This is a genomic window from Natrinema sp. 1APR25-10V2 (genome assembly GCF_031626495.1).
Lineage (GTDB): Archaea > Halobacteriota > Halobacteria > Halobacteriales > Natrialbaceae > Natrinema.
Genome location: NZ_JAMQOJ010000005.1, coordinates 490,234 through 507,230, shown reverse-complemented (window position 1 = coordinate 507,230; position 16,997 = coordinate 490,234). Strand labels below are relative to the sequence as shown.

14 protein-coding genes, 1 tRNA gene, 1 rRNA gene and 2 pseudogenes are annotated in these 16,997 nt (G+C 55.3%); 11 read left to right on the top strand and 7 right to left on the bottom strand.

The features are described from left to right. The first annotated feature begins 108 nt into the window (after positions 1 to 108). A 5S ribosomal RNA gene (rrf, locus tag NDO75_RS18415) occupies positions 109 to 230 on the top strand. Positions 231 to 368: 138 nt separating this feature from the next. Continuing rightward, positions 369 to 444: transfer RNA gene (locus NDO75_RS18410), tRNA-Cys, on the top strand. 226 nt (positions 445 to 670) lie between these two features. Here the strand turns inward: NDO75_RS18410 and NDO75_RS18405 are convergent. The 3 genes from NDO75_RS18405 to NDO75_RS18395 form a co-directional block, all read right to left on the bottom strand. Further along, positions 671 to 1,210 carry a hypothetical protein gene (locus tag NDO75_RS18405; protein WP_310908072.1) on the bottom strand — a complete coding sequence of 180 codons (540 nt, stop codon included), beginning with the start codon at positions 1,208 to 1,210 and terminating at the stop codon, positions 671 to 673. A gap of 83 nt (positions 1,211 to 1,293) precedes the next feature. Continuing rightward, a complete protein-coding gene (locus NDO75_RS18400; RefSeq protein ID WP_310908071.1) occupies positions 1,294 to 1,587 on the bottom strand; it encodes a translation initiation factor in 294 nt (97 codons plus the stop codon). Positions 1,588 to 1,863: 276 nt separating this feature from the next. Further along, complete coding sequence (locus tag NDO75_RS18395) at positions 1,864 to 2,253, bottom strand: hypothetical protein (protein WP_310908070.1); 390 nt, start codon at positions 2,251 to 2,253, stop codon at positions 1,864 to 1,866. Between the two features lie 649 nt (positions 2,254 to 2,902). On the opposite strand from NDO75_RS18395, the gene NDO75_RS18390 reads away from it, so the two are divergent. From NDO75_RS18390 to NDO75_RS18370, 5 genes are all read left to right on the top strand, one after another. Continuing rightward, positions 2,903 to 3,124, top strand: a complete 222-nt coding sequence (locus NDO75_RS18390) for a hypothetical protein (protein ID WP_310908069.1) — start codon at positions 2,903 to 2,905, stop codon at positions 3,122 to 3,124. A gap of 190 nt (positions 3,125 to 3,314) precedes the next feature. Next, positions 3,315 to 3,665, top strand: coding sequence for a hypothetical protein (locus NDO75_RS18385; RefSeq protein WP_310908068.1), 351 nt, complete (start codon positions 3,315 to 3,317; stop codon positions 3,663 to 3,665). A 342-nt stretch (positions 3,666 to 4,007) separates the two neighbouring features. Beyond that, complete coding sequence (locus tag NDO75_RS18380) at positions 4,008 to 4,205, top strand: hypothetical protein (protein ID WP_310908067.1); 198 nt, start codon at positions 4,008 to 4,010, stop codon at positions 4,203 to 4,205. Beyond that, complete coding sequence (locus NDO75_RS18375; protein WP_310908066.1) at positions 4,186 to 4,491, top strand: HalOD1 output domain-containing protein; 306 nt, start codon at positions 4,186 to 4,188, stop codon at positions 4,489 to 4,491. The genes NDO75_RS18380 and NDO75_RS18375 overlap by 20 nt, the downstream gene beginning before the upstream one ends. A 147-nt stretch (positions 4,492 to 4,638) precedes the next feature. Continuing rightward, the gene (locus tag NDO75_RS18370) at positions 4,639 to 7,848 is read left to right on the top strand and encodes a PAS domain S-box protein (RefSeq protein WP_310908065.1); all 3,210 of its coding nucleotides are present in this window, start codon (positions 4,639 to 4,641) and stop codon (positions 7,846 to 7,848) included. An 846-nt stretch (positions 7,849 to 8,694) separates the two neighbouring features. Here NDO75_RS18370 and NDO75_RS18365 read toward each other — a convergent pair. Both NDO75_RS18365 and NDO75_RS18360 read right to left on the bottom strand, forming a co-directional pair. Beyond that, the gene (locus NDO75_RS18365) at positions 8,695 to 8,952 is read right to left on the bottom strand and encodes a hypothetical protein (protein WP_310908064.1); all 258 of its coding nucleotides are present in this window, start codon (positions 8,950 to 8,952) and stop codon (positions 8,695 to 8,697) included. 30 nt (positions 8,953 to 8,982) lie between these two features. Beyond that, positions 8,983 to 9,204 (bottom strand): hypothetical protein, encoded by a 222-nt coding sequence (locus NDO75_RS18360; RefSeq protein WP_310908063.1) that lies wholly within the window; start codon positions 9,202 to 9,204, stop codon positions 8,983 to 8,985. A gap of 739 nt (positions 9,205 to 9,943) precedes the next feature. Between NDO75_RS18360 and NDO75_RS18355 the strand changes: the two genes are divergently transcribed. After that, on the top strand, positions 9,944 to 10,222 hold the full coding sequence (locus NDO75_RS18355; protein ID WP_310908062.1) for a hypothetical protein: 279 nt from the start codon (positions 9,944 to 9,946) through the stop codon (positions 10,220 to 10,222). A 375-nt stretch (positions 10,223 to 10,597) separates the two neighbouring features. Here NDO75_RS18355 and NDO75_RS18350 read toward each other — a convergent pair whose 3' ends face one another. Further along, complete coding sequence (locus NDO75_RS18350) at positions 10,598 to 10,978, bottom strand: response regulator (RefSeq protein WP_310908061.1); 381 nt, start codon at positions 10,976 to 10,978, stop codon at positions 10,598 to 10,600. 73 nt (positions 10,979 to 11,051) lie between these two features. Then, positions 11,052 to 12,179, bottom strand: a complete 1,128-nt coding sequence (locus tag NDO75_RS18345) for an ATP-binding protein (protein WP_310908060.1) — start codon at positions 12,177 to 12,179, stop codon at positions 11,052 to 11,054. Between the two features lie 11 nt (positions 12,180 to 12,190). Here NDO75_RS18345 and NDO75_RS18340 point away from each other — a divergent pair. The 3 genes and pseudogenes from NDO75_RS18340 to NDO75_RS18330 all read left to right on the top strand — a co-directional run. After that, a pseudogene (locus NDO75_RS18340) lies at positions 12,191 to 12,724 on the top strand (IS6 family transposase); the annotation flags it as partial. A 32-nt stretch (positions 12,725 to 12,756) separates the two neighbouring features. Continuing rightward, positions 12,757 to 12,864: pseudogene (locus tag NDO75_RS18335) on the top strand (IS6 family transposase); the annotation flags it as partial. A gap of 842 nt (positions 12,865 to 13,706) precedes the next feature. Then, positions 13,707 to 16,889 carry an FAD-linked oxidase C-terminal domain-containing protein gene (locus NDO75_RS18330; RefSeq protein WP_310908059.1) on the top strand — a complete coding sequence of 1,061 codons (3,183 nt, stop codon included), beginning with the start codon at positions 13,707 to 13,709 and terminating at the stop codon, positions 16,887 to 16,889. Positions 16,890 to 16,997: the final 108 nt, after the last annotated feature.

Here is a 16,997-nt window from a genome sequence, read left to right as displayed (position 1 = left end):
GATCCGTGACGCGAGAACGGGTCCGGACGCAAACTGGACTACACGTACACTACGGTCGAGACACCACCGATATTGGCATGATCGCGGTTCGATTCCGTGAATCGGCGTTAAGGCGGCCACAGCGGCGAGGTTCCTCCCGTACCCATCCCGAACACGGAAGATAAGCTCGCCTGCGTTACGGCCAGTACTGGAGTGCGCGAGCCTCTGGGAACTTCGTTTCGCCGCCGACCACTCATACTTATACTTTCAGAAGCCCCCAGCACCGCAGCCGGTGCTGGGGGCTTTCTGTATTTATACGCAGTACGGTACGGACACGAACCGTGTCGTACCGCTATGCTTAAACGAACGCAGTCACAACCATCAAACGCGCCAAGGTGGCAGAGTCCGGCCGAACGCAGCGGCCTGCAGAGCCGCCCATCGCCGGTTCAAATCCGGCCCTTGGCTTCCAGCGAAAACCTTAGAATCCAACCTTCTCTCCCCAATTTTTGCCACTTCCAGTGGACCCGTTAGTCGGCGGATCGATTAAAGCAGACAGGCGGTTCCTGTCTGATTCTACGTTGCGCAACACGGTCTTACTGTGGCCGTGATGGCAGTGAACCCTGTTTCGTGATACCGTCTCCTGTCCTCCTCTGTGATGGGGGAACTTCGCTGCTGGCGGGTAGCGGAGCGATCACAGTCGGTAGTGTGTGACAAGGTTTTCTAAGGGTTCACGGAGTTGGCCGTCACCGTCCACGTCACCCGTCGGCGAGATCCGGTACTGCTCGCCCCGTTTCTCGGCAATCACCGTCCCGTCGTCGGCCTGGGTGAGTGACCACTCTGCGTCCGCAAGACGTGTCTGCAGCGCGTCCAGTTCCACCAATGTGTCTGCCGGTTCTGCCGGAGCGTCTTCGGTATTGACCGGCGATAGCCGTGCTTCGGGAAACGTGTAGCACTTCACACCGTGTTCGCGTACCCCGTCGTAGAGGTCCGCGGCGGGGCTGTCACGCCACGCTGGCCAGTCCTGCTCAAGGCCGGACTCAACGAAGGCGACTATTACTGCCGACTCGGTCGCATCGTACGCCGGGTTGTCCGCCGCGACGGTACGCTCCGCGCTGTCCGCCCCGGTCACAGATGTTTCTTCGATGGTCGCGTCGGGACAGTGGACAACCACTGCCAGGTCAGGATCATCGTCATCCCGATCGATCACACGTTGGCCGGGTGCAAGCCCCATACCGGTTTATCTCACGGGTACCATCTTAGAGTCTCCACCGCTTCTTTAGTCAGTATCTGCTCCTGGCAATACTGTCGGAGCCCTCATTGGACGGTGAACCCCTGTTTTCGCAGGTAGTCTTCAATGCGGCCGGTGTGGTTTCCCTGAAGTTCGATTGTTTCATCTCCGACGGTTCCTCCACATGCGAACTGCGATTTCAGGTCCGATGCCAACTTCTGCATATCCACATCGGTGGGGGCGAACCCTTCGAGCACGGTGACTTCCTTCCCATACCTGCGTTCATCGATGTGGACTGTGATCCGCTGGGACTCTTTGGCGACGTCTTCACAGACGCAAAGTTCCACCGGCAATCCGCACGTTGAACAGACACCACCCATCCTATATGGTAGTTGTTGGCACAGGCATAAAATGGTATCCTTCCTCCAGATTGGAAGCCAAAAAATTCTGCCACTATTCTCTCCGGATAGTACCCTCAGATACGGCCGGTGACTCTCTGATTGAGACCGTATATTCCAGCACTTTTCCTGGCCGAACGGGGATATCGACACCCCCTGATGGTTAGGCAGGGATCCGCCTATTGATCATCGTATTCCTGGACAAAAGAGAGCGGTTGCGTACCCAAACCGGCCTTCCCGGTGCTGGGAGACCGGCCATCAGTCGAGTATCTGGCTCCGTCCAGAGGGGGAGTGACAGAAGTCGCTATCACTGCCGGTGATGAGAACCTCGGCAAGGTGGGGCCAGTCATGCTGGAGTTTTGTCTCAGCGGTGGTGCGGACATACCAATCGTACTCGGCGAGTGCTTCGACGAGACACTCACATGCGGTCTGTCCCGGCCGGGCCTCACCATGGCTGATTTCCACTGCCTCCCACACGGTCTGGGGATCACGCGGATGAAATGTTTCCTCGAGGAGTCTGCCATCGCCGGTTTCACGGTACCGCAGTTTGGCACCATTTGAAAACCAACAGGTTGCTATTGCGGCTCCCTCAGCACAGTCGTAGCTGATACGGGCGATTGCCGGCAGGTCGCGCAGAGTTCCTGCCATGGTACTTAATACCACGACAGGGTTGATCAATTCTCCTGCTCACGCTGTGTAGTTCGCCCTCGAGACTTCCTTGTTGCAGGAACGAAACACCCACTGCATGGGATTATTGACCGTGTTGCGGCCGGAATCCGGGAGATGTGGGTCTACTCAGAGCAGTAATGCTGCTAGCACGTCTGCCTGCTAGCACGCATTGGTAAGTGCCCCGGTCACGCCGCTGACGGCGCCATCCGCTTCCGTGAACTCGATCTTGACCGCCTCAAGTTTCGTTATCAGTTTCTCGGTCGTTGCCCTGCCGGCAAGTTGTTCATGCGTAGGGAGCGGCCTTGTTCAAGGGAAGAACCAAAGAACGTTATCTATATGTTCGACAAAGAAGACCTGCCTTTTTTCACACCGTCACAGTCACTACGAGAGCGTCGCCACGCTCCTGGACCGTCTCCGGCGCACCCGGGACACGCTCACCCGTCACTGGAAAATACCGTTCAGCAGCGTACACCTCAAGGTCGCCACACCGCCCACTGGCCTTTCCCGAAGGCGTCGTGTGATTGAGAACTGACCGATGACGTTATATCCATACATCGCCCCGGAGATATGTGGAGTCCACAATCGTATCACGGTACATAAATAGTAGACTGTGGCTCCGCCCTCCACCATGGGAATGACTCCATCAGACACTATTCGAGACCCGGACCATGCACCCTCCTTCGAGGAAGCCCTTGAGACGCTCATCCTGCGTTCGTTTGCAAACCATGAAACAGTCGAAGGAGAGTGGGAGATCACTACTCCCTTGGCAGATGCACCGAACTGGGTTATAGATATTAGAAAAGTCTATTCCGACGATGACCCCGGATACGATCCTGAGCTCATTGAGTAGGGCGTACCTCCGATAACCCACATCCTCTCTGATAATCGCCCTGATTTTTAGAATGTCGTGGTAAAATCCAGTTACCTTTACCGGAATTTATTTGTATGCGCTCTACGCGTTCGTATGTAGACTCCGCTGAAGTCGCTGGATGACGACTGGTCGTTGGGAGCGCCGTGTAAGCCGAGTACCCGGAGTAATCATGAAGACCGATGCAATCGACCCTGACGGTATAGGTGCTGACAGCCCGGAGATCGAGCCGACAACGATGTTCGAAGTGCTCTCTCACAAACATCGCCAATGCCTGCTCCAATATCTTGCTCACAAACCAGCAGCAGTACCGCTCGGTGATGTCGCCGAATATATCGCGGTCCGCGAAGAGGTCACTACACGTGACCGGTACGAACGGATCCTCACCGGCCTCTCACATCTCCATCTTCCACAGCTGATCGATGCTGGCGTCATCACGTACGATGACGAACACAAGACAGTCCAACTTCTGGTGGAGGATGACCTCGACCCATATCTTCGGCTTCTCTCGGCAGACAGCTAACCAGTACCATTCGGAGTGGATACCGGCTTTTCTGCTGGCCTCATACCACTATCGACTATCGCTCTGAGACATCCCAGCGTTCCAACGTCTCACAGTGTATCGGTAGTCAACTCTAGCTCCAGAAAGGGCCCTAACTGCGCCGTATGATCAGCAAGGACAATCAGATCGCGTTCTTGATCGTACTCAACGGTATCGTACACCCCATTCAGTGCTATGTGCAGCAACTTGCTCGGCCTCAAGACGCATCCCTGGAACCTCGTCTAGGGTTTATTCGAGTGCGAAGTCATCCGGCTGCACGGAGAATATTGCAGCCAGCATAGTATCCGTAGGTGGCCAGACACTATGAAGTGGACCCTCGATAGGAAAACTAGCGCTATGGAAGGACAGACAGCATTTCCTTTCACCGGCGGGGAGATGCCCCCTGCGAATGCACCGGACAGCATAAAGCCGCTCCTCAAAGTACCTTACAGGGATCTTGGAGGGGATTTCATCCTTCTGGATGTAATGCTTGCCAGCGACAATGACCCCAGAGAACCCTGATTCTCCCAGCCCAGACCGCGTTGAGCTCACGTTTGATGATGACCGACCGCCCAGTATCGCTATCATCCATGCGATTGCCGCTCTGGAGGATACCGATCCCATGGAGTCACCAGCAGAACTCGGGTTCAGGTTATATGACCAGATCAATTCGGAAGCGCTAGACCGCCTGTTCACCAACGGAGAGGGAATCGGTGATGTGCTTGTCGATCTCTGTCTCTACAGCGAGGACCGGTATGATATCCTCATTCGTGATTCGGGACTGGTTATCGCCCAGAAACGGGACTGACACCTCTCCGTGTCTATTCCATTATCATTCAGGATATTTTGACCGAAAGAATATGTCGGACGGGGGTTGCCAGGTTCAGTTGTAGATGATTTCTGGGGCATTTTCTGAACGTCAAGCGTTTACGGTCCCGGGTCTAGATACGAGTCCATGGGATTCCCCGGTTCAGCTCCGGATGTTACTCGGGAGGAAGTGCGGGGTGTTTTCACGCAGTTCGAGCAGCCAGCGACGCCGATCACTGCCGGTGATGTCGCCGACACGCTTGACTGTCCGCGGCAATCGGCACGACAACGTCTTGAACATCTTGCCGACAGCGGTGAACTCCAGACCAGGCAGCTCGGTGAGGGTACGCAGGTCTGGTGGCGGCCTGAATCCAAAAGCCTCCCCGACCAGCCTGACAGAGAGGAGTTTGCGTCCTTCGTAAGTGCCGTCAAGGACTACGCGATCTTCATGCTTGACCCCGACGGTACCGTTGCTAGCTGGAACGAGGGCGCTGAACGGATCAAGGGCTACCAAGAGGATGAAATCGTCGGCGAACACTTCTCCACCTTCTATACGGATACCGCTACCGCTGACGGAGTACCCGAACGGAACCTCGAGGCAGCGGCGGAAGCAGGCCGCACCGAGGATGAAGGCTGGCGCGTCCGCAAGGACGGCACCCGGTTCTGGGCGCATGTCACCATCACCGCGATCCGTGACGCCGACGGGACACTCCGGGGATTCACGAAGGTCACGCGTGACATGACCGAGCGGCGTGAATACGAACAACAGCTCCGGCAGGAACGGGATCTTACCGAACAAATCCTCGAGACCGTCCCGGTCAGTATCTGTGTGCTTGCTCGTGACGGTGAGTTCGTCCGTGCAAATCAGCGTATGCTTGACCGGATCGGCAGTGACAAGGCAGAACTCCCGGACTATAGCGTCGACTCGTGGGAGATCTACGACGCTGACGATAAACCGATCCCGGTTGAGGAGTGGCCGTGGACACAGGTCATCGAGACCGGTGACCCGGTCTACGATTACCGATGTCAGGTTGAACTGCCGGATCTCGGTCGCCGGTGGCTCTCGCTTAATGCCGCACCACTCGACGGCGAGAAGTACGACGAACAACAGGTTGTCGTGGCTGTCGACGATATTACCGAGCAGAAAGAACGTGAACAGCAACTCCGCCGCCAGTACAGCCAAACGGAACAACTGCTACGGACGGCACCGGTTGCTATCGCCGTCCAGGACGCTGACGGTGAGACAGTGCTGGCGAACCAGCGGGCACAGGACCTTCTTGGTCTCTCCGAACAGGAGTTCATCGAGGAACCGGAAGACATCGAGGAATGGACAGTCTACGATGCAGATGGTGACCCGATTTCCCCGGACGAAACACCATCGGCCCGTGTCCTCGCAACCGGGGAGCCAGTGTTGGAGGAAGAACTCACGATCGATCCACCGAACAGCGACCCGATACAGTTCCGGATCAATGCCGCACCGCTCTTCGGCTCCGATGGGGAAATCGACCGTGTCGTGACAGCCGGGAAAGACATCACCGCACTCAAAGAACGAGAACAGCAACTCGAACAGCGGAAGACTGAGCTCGAAACCGAACTCAACGAAATTCTTGGCCGGATCTCCGACGCCTTCTACGCGATTGACGACGAGTGGCGGTTTACCCACCTCAATGAACAGGCCGCCGACATCATGCAACAATCCAGAGAGGAGTTGCTCGGGCGAAACGTCTGGGACGTGTTCCCCGAGGCGACAGAAGGCGTGTACTGGGAGGAACTCCAGACGGCGATGGAGACACAGGAGCCAGTCAGCTTCAACGTATATGAGGAGGAGCTTGACGCCTGGTTCGAGTTTAACGTCTATCCATCGGAATCAGGCCTGTCGGTCTATTTCCGCGATGTAACCGACCGGGTCGAGCATGAGCAAGAACTGGCGAAGTATGAAACGATCGTGGAGACGATCGACGATGGCATCTACGTCAAGGACGAGGACGGCTATTTCACGATGGTCAACGAGGCGTACGCGGAGCTGACCGGCTACACGCGGGAAGAACTCGTCGGTGCACACGCTTCGCTGGTCGTCGACGAGGCCACGATCGAGCAATCACAGGAGCGGCTGGCAGCACCTGACGAGCAAATAGGCACCCCGACGATGGAGGCGGAGATTCAGACGGCGGAGGGGAACCGTGTCCCTGCGGAGGGGACCTTTGCAACATTACAAACCGGTGATACACAGGAGGAAATCGGTGTCGTCCGGGACATCACCGACCGAAAAAGGCGTGAGCAGGCACTCCGTGAACGGGAACACCGCCTCAAACGGTACAAAGAGTACACGGACAAGATCTTGGATGCGATTGATGATGTCTTTTATCTGCTTGATGAGGACGGTGATCTCCAGCGATGGAACGAGAGTCTCAGTGCTGTCACCGGGTTCTCGAGCACAGAGATCGAGTCGATGCACGCGCTGGAGTTCTTCGGCGAGGCCGACCAGGAGACTATCGCAGCCGCGATCGAGGACGGCTTCACCACGGGGCAGACACAGGTCGAAGCAGACGTCCGCACCAAGGATGGGGAACACATCCCGTACGAGTTTGTGGCATCGACGCTCGAAGACCCGGACGGGAATATGGTGCTCGCAGGAATCGGCCGGGATATTACCGACCGGCGAGAATACGAACGCCAACTCGAGGAATCGAATGAACGCTTAGAGCAGTTCGCGTATGCCGCGTCACACGATCTGCAAGAGCCGCTGCGAATGATCACCAGCTACCTGCAACTCATCGAAAACCGCTACGCTGACGAACTGGACGAAGATGCAGAGGAGTTCATCGAGTTCGCTGTCGACGGCGCCGACCGGATGCAGGAGATGATCGAGGGACTACTCCAGTACTCCCGGGTGGAAACACAGGGCGACCCGTTCGAACCGGTCGATTTGGACAAGGTCCTCGAAGATACACTCGAGAACCTCCAGATGGCGATTGAGGAAAGCAGCGCCGAGATTACGGTGGACGCGCTGCCAGAGGTCCATGGCGATCATAGCCAGCTCCAGCAAGTCTTCCAGAACCTGATCAGCAACGCGATCGAGTATAGCGGTGACGAGCCACCGCAGATCCACATCGATGCCGAACAATACGGATCAGAGTACATAATTGCAGTCCATGACAAGGGGATTGGCATCGATCCCGAGGAGCAGGACCGGATCTTCCAGGTGTTCCAGCGACTGCATAGCCATGAGGAGCATCCGGGGACAGGTATCGGCCTCGCGCTGTGTCAGCGGATCGTCGAACGCCACGGCGGTGAGATCTGGGTGGACTCTGAACCCGGTGAGGGAACAACGTTCTCGTTCACCCTATCTGCGGCGTGACTCTGCCCGGGTGATTTCTTCTGCAGTATAATACACAGGAATACGCAGGCCTTACTCCATTCTGTCAATAGGTGAATCAACGAAAGATGGCGTTCCAACCACCGGTCGAGTGCCCACTTTGTGAGGACATATTGGAGTTGGATCGTTCGCTTCAGGATCACCTTATCAGAGAGCATACTCAGCGAGAAGTATCCCAATATATCGTCTCCCTCCAGGAAGAGATACCAATAAAGACCGTGAACAGATGATAAACAGTCCATGACAGCAGAAGGGAGGATTCTCAGATACCGGTCAGAGAGCTCTCCCCGGTTCTTCAGGGAGAACCCTTGATCGTCTGCCGAGAGACCTCTTTGAGTGCCACGGCACAACTCTGAACCCCATGTTGTGTCTGGCCAGCGCCGCCCTGTATTTCCTTCCTCACCACTCATCTCGAGCGGCACGAGATTATCCCTATCGCCGTCAGAGGCACCCCAGATCCTCCTCGCCCTGTACGATCGACCGGTTTAGAGATGTCTTGGTCAAGAGTCTTCCTTGGTGGTAACAGAAGTTGGGCGGTACTGGTCAGTCAACATTCGCTTCTCCGGTTTCGTCCGAGAACGTTGGGAGTGGCCTGAACGCTGTTCCCCCACAGGATGCACACCCCTTCCGGTTCCCGATCGGTCGTATCTCACCGTTTGGCCGCTCGAAAGCCGCATACATCGTCCCACAGTCTTCGCACGCTGCCACAAGTCGAGTGCGTTCCCCACCCTTCATTGCCTCTGAATCGGCGAAGCCACAGAAAAGGATGCTGTGAGGACAAGAGGAGTAATCCGACTCCTTGTTACAGCAGGAGCAACAGAAACTCGCTCAGTAAAGACGCAAATCTATTATCCATTCTTTGATCCGTGACCCACCAGCGCTCAACCGAACGCGTCGATAACTTCCAAGGAATGCGTAGATCAGCCCGACGACTGCGCCAATACCGAGCACGCCAGGACCGACACTCATTGAAATTTCGGTCGGTGGTGACGAGAACGAAAACAGGAAGCTGAACGTGTCCGGTATGCCGACCGTGAGCGAATCAATGCCGAGGATATCAAGAATGAGTGGATCGACGACTGCCAACACGAGAAACACGCCGCCGGCGAGTATGTCCTAGACGACAGCGGTCACCGACAGTGCGCGGCGGTGATCGCTTTCATGGCCCAGTATCCGGACGCCGTCGGGGTGATCTTCGAGACGGACATCTTCGGGGAAAGCAAGGAGCGTCATCGTCATCCAGAGGTCGGCAATCGCTCCAGCGGCGTTTGCAGCCAGCGGAACGATGAGCCAGCCCCACTCGAAGATCAGCATTACTGGTACACCGACGGCAGTCATCACCGCCAGCGGGGGTCATGAGGACGACAATGAATCGATTGCGGGTGAACTCGTGGTCCGTAGTGGCATACGCGTACGGAAGAATGAAGTGTGCGATCCCGACGCCATATGTTGCTTCGCCGCCGTAGTACCGGATAGCAAGGCCGTGCAGCCACTCATGAGGGACGAGGAAGACGGTTGCCAGAGGAGGATAACGAGAACGTCCAGCGCGGTGGTCCACCAACTGATGCCGGACACAAACTGAAACGACGCCGGCTGTCCAGTAACGACTTGATAGAGGCCGCGCAGTACGGTCGCAGCGATAACTAATCCGAGTGTGCTGAGCGCGGTCATCTGGATAGTGAGCCCCACGTCAGCTCAAGATCAGCGAGCACCGTCTCTGGGTTACCGGTACCGTCTGAAGCCATAATATAGGATCAGCCATCTATCTGTTAACTATATTGATAACAGGGAATTGCCTTCTCGGAGAACGAGGGATGCTGTAAAATGTGCTATAGATCGAAAACCAGTAGCAAAAAAAAATGATACAGAACTGACCTGTATTGAACGCGCGTTTCACGAGCAGTTCTGGAGTAAGAAATCCTGCTGCTGTCTCCTGCTGATCAGATACACTAGTACGTGACACCATATACATTCGGACAGTATGTGGACAGTCACGAAATACAGTACCGGCACCTAGATCCGGGGATATAGTTAAGCATGAGCGTCTGGAACAGTCTGTTGACAGGTGATCTGATAGATGTCCCTGGCCACTGATCCCCGTCCACCACTCCCCGGCTGGGTGCTGGACGCATACAATATCCTCTGCGATCACCTCACCGGACAGGACCACGGTGAAAGCCAGCACCACGTCCTGGCGATCCCGCGTGACGAGGCAATCGAGGTACTCCTGTCCACTGACGAAATCGATCTTGAACCGGGGGATGCCGACCATGCACTGACACGGTTGATCGACCGTGGCTACCTCTACGAGGTCGACAGTGAACTCCGCGTCACCCAGCCACCTGAAGATCTCTGAGTTCATACCCGCCCAGCATTAGTGACGTGTATATCGCAGGACGGCGAGGAGATGGATCAGCGAAACGCTTTTTGGCGTTACTGGTGAAACAGGTATGGTGATTGAGCATGGGGGGATGGGAGCGACTGAAACGAGCGGTTTCGACAGATGGGGAACCGAGACGCTCAGTGGAAACCGAATCCGCTGACGTGATCCATGAGTGCCGGCACTGTGGAACAACTGTAGATCAGCGAACACAGCACTGTCCGGCATGCGGTGGATCAGAGATCGCGACGTACACGATCGAATAAGGCAGAAACACGCAATTCATCCGCCATCTACAGCCTGATCGCAGCGTATATACTGAGTGTTTCAAACCAGTCAATTTCAGGCGTGTCAATTGTCCTCATCACTTGGAGGAAGCACTGCCGTTGATATCCAAAACCCCACAAACTGTTGTATATGGTCCGCGAAATCTTCTGGACCAACCGGTTTCCGCATACAAGCATTAGCAGACGCATCATATGCTTTTCTCAAATCATCATCGACCTGGGAACTCGTCAGAACGACCACCGGGATCCGTTTGAGCAGAGGATCAGATTTGATTTCTTCTAGGATTTCTTGCCATCCGGCCGCTGGCAGGTTCAGATCCAACAGTACAAGATCCGGGCGTGGAGCATCTGCAAAATCACTGCGCTGAAACAGCCAGTCAAGCGCTCGTCTTCCGTCTGAACGGCATGTAATGTGCCCGGGAGGTTTCGAGTATCGAACGCCCACTCAACAAGATGGACATCACCGTGATTGTCTTCAACCAACAGAATGTCTACATCAGCCATTGCAATTCATCCGACTATGACTCTGCCGTTCGTTTCGGGAGCGTCACGAAGAATGTCGATCCTTCACCAGGTTCGGAGTCGACCCAGATCTCCCCACCGTGGTTCTCAACGATTTTCTGGCAGAGAGACAGACCAATCCCTGTCCCCGGATACTCATCCTCATGGTGAAGCCGCTTGAATACCTCGAAGATTCGATCAGTTTTATCCGGGTCAATCCCAATTCCATTATCGACAACCGAAAACTCCCAGTAGTTGGCCCGTTCCTCAACTCTGATATCAATCTCTGGAGGGTCATCCCCACGGTACTTGATGGCGTTTGAAACAAGATTACTGAATAACTGTTCGAGCTGGCTTCTATCGCTCACTACCGTGGGAAGCGATTGTACCGTAATCTCGGCATTTGCCTCCTCGATTTGCACCTGGATGTCGTTCATCACCCGTTCGAGGAGAGCGTCGCATTCGACCGACTCGAACTCCCCATCGGCCTGTTCGACCCGTGAAAATGCGAGGAGATCATCGACCATTGCTCGCATCCGGTCTGCCCCGTTAACTGCGAAATCAATATACTCCTGTGCATCCTCGTCAAGGTCATCTTTGTATTGGTTTTCGAGAAGCTGCAGATAACTCGACACCATCCGCAGCGGCTCCTGTAAGTCGTGGGAAGCAGCGTATGCGAACTGTTTCAGTCGGTCATTCGACTGCTGGAGCTGGGTTACTGTTTCCTCGAGTTGCTCTTCACGTTCGACCTGTTCAGTGATGTCACGCGTCAGCGCCACATGGACGGTTGTTCCGTCGGACTTGTGAAGCGGAGCGGCGTGCGTTTCCATGTGGCGGCGCGTCCCCTCCAGTCCGATGATGTCGAACTCCAAGGTTCTCTCTTCATCTTGACAGATCCGCTCATTGAATTCACGGAACCGGTCGCGGTGATCGGGGGCGATCAGATCGTAGACGTTTTCGTCGATTACGTCCGATGCCGAACCGGCTTCCACCATATCCAGCCCGGCAGGGTTCATCTGGAGCAAGGTACCATCGGGGGCAACGGTCTTGATACATTCGGGGGTGGTCTCGATAAGCGTGCTGAGATGCTCCGTGCGTTCACGGAGATCCTCTTCACGCTGTTGGCGTTCGAGTTCGTATTTCACCAACTGCCCCATCAGGTCGGGAGGCACAAGCGATTCTTCGCCTGATTGGCGTTGACCGCTCTCATCAGCCGATCTAACACTGAGTGCATCAGCTAGTTGACAGTGGACACGACCCGCCGACGGCGCAGCCGTCGCGGGTCGCCATTGATGAAACCGCTGTCAAGATCAACGGAAACTGGTCTTGGGTGTATGCTGCAATAGATTTAGACTCACGGCTGATTCTCGATGTCGCAGTGTTTGGACGACGAGGAACCGATCCAGCCGCTGTATTCCTGCATAAATTGACCGAGAAACACGATCTCTCTGAGACGATGTTTCTCGTTGATGGTTACGGTTATCTGACTGCCCTCTCCCGTTTAGGATTGAGCGGTCAACTCAATTACGTTGATCGAAACCTCATCGAAAAGTGGTTTCATACCTTCAAGATGCGAGTCGACCGCTTCCATAATTCATGGGTGGGCAGTCGGGCGAGCGTCAGAGGATGACTTGAACAGTTCGTCCACTACTACAACATACAACGACCGCACCAGTCACTTAACGGATAGACGCCAGTAGAGGTACTAAACTAGACAGTGCCGAAAAATGGTTTCAGTCGGTGAAGTTATGCGTTGACCGCTTTCATACCTCCTGGGTTGGCAGTCGGGCGAGCGTCCGCGAATGACTTGAAGAATTCGTACACTACTAAAACACACAACGACCACACAAATCACTCAACGGATAGAACCTAGTGGAGGTTCTAAACTAGGCAGTGACATACAGTGTAAAATATTCATGGGAGTTATAGAACCCCGGACTATTACAGAGCACTTCCCTGTGGATAATACCGTATTGAAGGCTGAGAACTGGTCTTCTTCCCATTCATCTGTAGATGATAGTACGATAGGCAACCCACTAGATTGTATATTTGCATGCTCTACCAGCGTCTCATCTACCACCTGCCGTCACCTCCCGTCTCCCTTCGACAGAGACAGGGATCGGTGACCAGCGAATATTTCTTCCAGAGTATTGGACCTCCAGAAACCGAAACACGCTGCCGGTTCCCGAGTGCTTATTGATAACTGGCACCACTATTTAGGCGCAGGGGAGTTGCCAGACCACACCCGGCCCTGTTCGTGTCGTCCCCCTGTGAAGTGTCAAATAACGGTACGGCTTCCCCGGCCGTTTACCGTTTTCTCAGGAGTGTGCTATTATCTGTGACTATCTAATTGAGCTATTCTGATAGAGAATGATATCTCAGTTGCTTCTACGTTTCTAATGATGGTAAATCTTCGGAAAGAGACATTAGATGGCCAGATTTCCACGCTTGAGGGATCAGATTCATCCGTATTAGTTCTAAATGGTGGTTTCACGGGTCACAACGTGATTCATTTTTCTACGTCTTTCGTCATCTAGATAGTGCGATCAGCATGATTTGTTCGGTTCGTGAACGACCAGCTATCGCGGTGATCCACGAGCAGAATCGTCGTCCAGCCGAATGTTTTTTCGTTGGGAACTGTGTGACAATCTATTTGAAGTGTTCAGTTGAGGATGACTGCGAGCTCTAACAACGTATTCGATGGTGGAGACGAAATCGCCGATCCGCAGGCCACGTACGATTTAGCTTCAGAGGACGTGAGTCAGCCAGCACTCGTGAACGATATTCGCGACCGTGTCGACGGTGACGTTCGGTTTGACACCTATACACGGCAGCTATACGCGACTGACGCAAGTGCATACGAAATAACGCCAATCGGTGTCGTCTATCCGAAGTCGACCGACGACATCGCCGTGACTATGAGGTACTGTGCAGACCGGGAAATCCCGGTCCTTCCGCGCGGCGGTGGGACGAGTCTCGCAGGACAAGCCGTCAACGAGGCCGTCGTGCTCGATTTCACTCGCCATATGGATGAGATCACGATGGTCGATCCCCAAGAACAACGGGCTCGTGTCGAAGCTGGAACGATTCTTGAAGAACTCAACGAGGCGCTCGCTTCCCACGAATTGAAGTTCGCGCCCGATCCGGCTGCGGGAAATCGTAGTACAATCGGTGGTGCGATCGGGAACAACTCAACGGGCGCTCACTCACTCGTATACGGGAAGACTGACGCCTATATCGAAGAGTGTGAGGTCGTCCTCGCCGATGGAACAGTCGCCACGCTCGGCGAAATATCTGTCACGGAGCTTCGTGAACGTGCTGATCACGACGGCTCTCTTCTCGAGCAGGTGTACGCAGAAGTCATTCGGATTATCGACGAGGAGAGCAAAGCCGTTCAGGATCGGTTCCCGGATCTGAAACGCAACGTCTCAGGCTACAACTTCGACGTACTCGTTGACGAGGCCGAGACGGGAACCGTCAACCTCGCACGGTTGCTTGCAGGCAGCGAAGGAACCCTCGCCGTCGTCACCGAAGCTGAAGTATCGCTTGAGCCCGTCCCAGAGACAAAGGCAGTCTCTCTACTGTTCTACGAGAGTGTCCTCAACGCTGTGACCGACGTCCAACACGTGCTTGAGCATGAACCGGCTGCGGTCGAACTTATCGACGATGTGCTCCTCGGACTAGCTCGAGAGACGACCGAATTTGAGGAGGCAGCATCACTCATTCCGGACGAAGCTGAAGCAGCGCTACTGGTCGAGTTCTACGCCGATAATGACGAGCACGGCCGTGAGCAGACCGCTAGCCTCCTCACGGACAGAGTTCCCGAGACTGATACCGAGGTGACGCCACCCGATGATCGAGCGGTAATCGATGAGTCGATCGCGTTCGCTGGACTGGAGGCCCATGATAAGGCCGACCGTGAGATGTTCTGGACACTCCGGAAAGCGGGGCTACCGATCCTTCTCTCACGAACGTCCGACGAGAAGCACATCAGCTTTATCGAAGATTGCGCGATCCCGCCCGAACACCTCCCCGCGTTCGTTGAGCGCTTCCAATCGCTGCTCACCGAGAAGGGGCGAGACAGCGATGCCGCGTTCTACGCCCACGCCGGGCCGGGAGTCCTCCATGTTCGGCCTCTCGTCAATACGAAGGCTAGGGCGGATCGTGAGGACATGGTCGCGATCGCCGACCAAGTGACAGACATGGTCGTCGAGTTCGGCGGTAGCGTCTCTGGTGAACACGGCGACGGCCGTGCTCGGACTCAGTGGAATCGGAAACTCTACGGCGAGGACCTCTGGCAGACGTTTCGTGATCTGAAGACCGCGTTCGATCCCGATTGGCTACTCAACCCAGGGAACGTCTGTGGCGATCACGACATGACCGAACACCTTCGGTACGATGATACCTATGAGTATGACGCCGGATTTGACCCGTCGCTACACTGGGACAACGAGAACGGCATGCAAGGGATGGTCGAACTCTGCCACGGCTGTGGCGGCTGTCGCGGCAGCCAGGAGACGACCGGCGGCGTGATGTGTCCGACGTACAGAGCCGCAGACGAAGAAATTACGGCGACCCGCGGACGGGCGAACCTCCTCCGACAGGCGATGAGCGGCGATCTACCGGATGATCCCACTGACGACGAGTTCGCCGAAGAGGTGCTCGACCTCTGTATCGGCTGCAAGGGCTGCAAGCGAGATTGCCCGAGTGGCGTCGACGTCGCGAAACTCAAAACCGAAGTCATGCACGAGCGGCATCAGGAACACGGCGCAAGTCTTCGGGACCACCTCTTCGCAAACTTCGATACGCTTGCGGCGATCGGGAGTACATTAGCACCGGTGTCGAACCTCGTGCAATTGCTTCCCGGGTCGGACGTGATCGCGGAGAAGACGGTTGGGATCGCGAGCGAACGGTCGCTCCCGGAATTCCGCCGTGAGACATTCCAAGACTGGTTCGACGCGCGTGGCTCACGGATATCTGTGGCCGAGGCCGAACGGAAGGCTATCCTTTTCGCGGACACCTACACGAACTACAATCATCCGGAAGTCGGTAAGGCGGCGGTTCGTGTCCTCGAGGCTGCGGACGTTCATGTCGATGTGGCCGAGCGAACCGACAGCGGCCGGCCGGCACTGTCGAAGGGGTTTATTGAAGACGCTCGAGACGCCGTCGAGAAGAACATCGCTGAACTCGAGCCACGCGTCCGTGAAGGCTGGGATATCGTCGTGGCGGAACCATCGGACGCGGTGATGTTCCAGTCCGACGTGTTAGATCTATGCTCAGATAAGGCGGTTGAATTGGTCGCCGAAAATGCCTACGGTCTCTGTGAATACGTGGACACGTTCCGACTCGACGAGAACGTCGCGTGGGAAGCACCCGAAGATTCGGTCGTCTATCACGGCCACTGTCATCAGAAGGCGGAGAAAAAGGATCATCATGCAGTCGGTGTCCTCCGGCGGGCCGGCTACGCCGTTGATCCACTCGATTCGGGCTGTTGTGGAATGGCCGGGACGTTCGGGTACGAGGCTGAGCACTATTCACTAAGTCAGTCCATCGGTGAGATACTCTTCGATCAGATTGAAGAAAGCAATGCCAAAGTCGTCGCCGCGCCGGGAGCGTCCTGTCGGACCCAACTCAACGACAGCCGGATCAAACCGGTCCCCAAAAATAGCTCACTCGCTGGTACATCACTCGACCGGGATGAGCCTCCGACGCCTATTGAACTACTCGCATACGCGCTTCCACGATCACCAACTCCGTCCGTCTCCTCGTCATCCCAATCGAGATACGGAATCGAACTCACGAGCCGTCTCGAATACGAATTTACTGGCTATAGTGGTTGGTTCTTTTCTTTGTGATTATATAAATTGAATATAACCCAATCAACGAGCAGGTGAAGTGGTGATTCAACTTGGCGTTCAGCGCTATTGACCATGCCGTTATCGGTGTATTCTAAACGGCCTTCT